Source organism: Streptomyces sp. MnatMP-M17 (assembly GCF_900091995.1).
Lineage (GTDB): Bacteria > Actinomycetota > Actinomycetes > Streptomycetales > Streptomycetaceae > Streptomyces.
This window is the reverse complement of the sequence record NZ_FMDK01000054.1, coordinates 1-3,294: the sequence shown is the minus strand read 5'-3', so window position 1 is coordinate 3,294 and position 3,294 is coordinate 1. Positions and strand designations below refer to the sequence as shown.

Sequence of the window (3,294 nt, the reverse complement as noted above, 5' to 3'; positions counted from 1 at the left end):
CCATGCCCCCGCGGCCCCCCCCCGCCGGTCCGGGCGCCGGCCCGGTCCCGCCTCCCGCCGCCTCGGCGGACCAGCAGTCGCCGCACCAGCCGCAGCCTCAGCCGCCCGAGGACGGCGAGCGGGCCGAGGAGGAGCACGCGCAGGAGGCGCGCGCCGCCCAGCGTGAACTCTTCGCCCACGCGCCGGAGTTCATGCTCCGCTCCACCGCGTTCGGCGGCTCCTATGTCGCGGGCGCCCAGCACGGCGTCTCCGGCGGCCAGGTCGGCCGTGACGTGATCATGGGCAGCAAGACCGAGATCCACCATCACGGCCCGTCGTGGCTCGGTCCCGAGAACCCCTCCGGAGAGATCTCCCGCGCCGAACTCGACCGTCTCGCCGAGGTGTTCGTCGAAGGCGACAAGGAGTTCTTCGAGGCGGCCCTGCGCCGGCTCCGTACCGAGCGGGTCCTCGTCCTGTCGGGCGCGCACTCGACCGGCCGCCGCGCCGCCGCCTGGATGCTGCTGTACCGGCTGGGCGTCACGACCGTACGCGACCTGGATCCCGAGACGCATCCGAAGTCGCTCGCCGCAGGGCTCGCCGACGCCGGAGGCCATGTGCTCTGCGATCTCTCGCTGTCCCGCAACAGGCCGCTGCGCGACATCCACGTACGTGCCGTACGCGAGCAGCTCGCCAAGCGCGACAGCTATCTGGTGATCACCGTACGGGACCGGTCGTACGTCCACGCCGTCACCACCTGCGCCTGGCAGGCGCCGGCCTCGGCCGACGTCCTACGGGCCCATCTCACCCGCCGCATGGCCGCGGCCGTCGACACCGACACCGCCGGCACCACCGGCGCCGCCCACACCACCGCTTCCGACGAGGTGGAGCGTCTGCTCGGCCTTCCGCCCGTACAGGACTTCCTCGCCCAGGGCCATCAGCGGCTCGCCGAGGTGGCCGCCTTCGCCGCGGATCTCGCCGCGTACGACGGCAGCGAGCAGGCCCGCGAGGCCCTGGCCGGATTCAGCCGGGCCACGGTGGAGCAGCAGTGCCGTGAATGGCTCACCGACACCGATCTCTCCCTCCGGGACAAGGCGTTCCTGATCTCCCTGGCCGTGTTCGACCGGGCGCCGTATGTCCTCGCCGCCGAGCTGGGCGATCTGCTCTTCGTACGGTTCCAGCAGCTCAACCATCCCGAGGAGCCCGCCGAAATCCCGGTCTTCGGCCCTTCCGTCGGCGACCGGCTGCATCTGGCCCGGGCCCGTGGCGAGCAGCGCGACGAGCAGACGGAGTGGGGCCAAGTGCCTCAGTACATGGCCGAATTCCGGGAGAGCCGCACCGCGCGGACTCTGCTCAGCGATGTCTGGACCGCCCATCCGTCCGCCCGGCCGGCCCTGGTGGAGTGGCTCAAGGATCTCGCCCGCGACGGCCGGCCCTTGGTACGGACCCGGGCCGCCGCCACGACCGCGCTGCTCGCGGAGGCGGATCTGCCGTCCACCGTCGCGCTGCTGATCGACGGCTGGGCCACCTCGCGAGGTCTCGGCGCCCGGCTGATGGCGGCGAACGCCCTGACGCTGGCCCATCTCACCGGTGCGCCCGCCGTCCCCAAGCTGCTGAGCCAGTGGTGCGCGGACGCACACGGCGCCCGCCGCTGGACGGCCATCCGCGCCTTCGCGCTGCTCGCTCCGGTCAGTCCCGAACTGGTGGGGCCCGCCCTCGACGCGCTGGCCGCACGGGCCGCCGACGAGGAGAGCGGCGAGGCGGAGACGGAGCATCTCTTCCAGTCCACGACGCTACTGCTGTCCGCGGGCCGCCGCGCCGAGATGCTCTCCGAGCTGGTACGGCTCGTCCAGCGGGACTCCCCCGCCGTCCGGACCCTCGCGCTGACCGCGTTCACCCGCTCCTGCGCCACGGTCGACGAGGACAGCCTCCTGGAGTGGTACGCCGACAACGGCGCCGCCGAACCGGACGGACGGCGTGATCTCGCCACGCTCTGGCGTACCGCCCTGGGCGATCTCTCGCACACCAGGGACGCGCTGGAGTCGCTGCGGGCCTGGGTGCGCGCGGCGGACCGGCGCCCGGATGTGGAGAGCGCGCTCGCCGCGCTGCTGCCGGAGCTGATCCGTACCGCGGCCGATCAGCAGCGGCTCAGCCATCTGCTGCGCACGCTGCGCGGTGCGGACGGCGGGCCGCCGCCGGGAGCCGCCGCGCGTCTGCTGGCCGTACTCACCTGACCGTACTCGCACCAAGGAGTTGAATCGCCATGGCGGACCTCCGCCGACAGCCGGAATGGCAGCAACAGGCCGACCGGCACAGCCAGTTGAGAGATCCGGTCCTCACCGTCCGGCCGATCTCGCGCTTCGAGTACACCGCCCGTAAACCGGTCACGCCGATCGACCACGCGCTGGTCTTCGTCACCGCGAAGGGCGCCTACGACACCTATCTCCCACCGCACCGGCCGAGCCGCTCGGACGCGGCGAGCCGCTGGTACACCTCCGTGTACGAGGTGGACATGGGCAACCATCCCGTACGACTGGAGCTGGAGCTGCCCAGCGACGACGACGCGTTCTCCTTCGGCGCCACCGCGGATCTGACCTGGCGTGTCGCCGATCCGGCTCGCTATGTGGCCAGCGGCGAGCGGGACGTACCGACCCGGCTGGACCGGGAGTTCCACCAGTTCGCGCGGCCGGTGAGCCGTGGCTTCTCCATCGAGAAGAGCCGGGACGCCGAGATCGCCGTGCAGCAGGCGCTGGAGGACGGCGGCTTCGCGGCGGACGTCGGCCTCCAGGTGACCTGCACCGTACGGCTGCGGCTGGACGACGAGGCGATCGCACACCGGAGACGCAGGCGGAGCCTGGAGTACGAGCGGGACATGCTGGCACCGGAGCACGAGTTCCAGCTCCAGCAGGCGCGCCAGGCACATGAACTGGAGCTGCTGCGGGCCGAGCAGCAGCGGCAGTTGATGACGGAGAAGATCAACTTCTATCAGTACCACCTTCAGCACGGCGGAGTCGCCGCCTGGGCGCTGCATCTGGCCGCGCATCCGGAGGACACCCGGCTGGCCATGAACAGCATGCGACAGGAACAGCTCGCCTTGGTGCACAGCCAGTTGGAGCTGCTGAACAACGAGCAGCTGGAGGACTACCAGAAGGCGGAACCGGCCAGGCAGGCGCTCAGAACGGTGTCGGAGCTGATGCGCCAGCAGATGCCGGACCTGGCGAACGGAGCCGGTCAGCCGGGCCGGACGGCCGAGGCGGACCAGCCGGGCGCGCTTCCCGCCGGGCCCCTCGGCGGCGACGTCGGACCGCCTCCGCAGCC

At 71.9% G+C, this 3,294-nt stretch carries 2 protein-coding genes; both read left to right on the top strand.

Translation table 11 applies throughout. From position 1 onward, the window contains the following. Window positions 1-2,210: hypothetical protein (locus GA0115259_RS39960; protein WP_093590448.1), on the top strand; the 2,210-nt coding region annotated here is incomplete at its 5' end. Window positions 2,211-2,239: 29 nt separating this feature from the next. Continuing rightward, the coding region (locus GA0115259_RS03050; RefSeq protein WP_093590445.1) for a hypothetical protein at window positions 2,240-3,294 on the top strand (1,055 nt) is incomplete at its 3' end.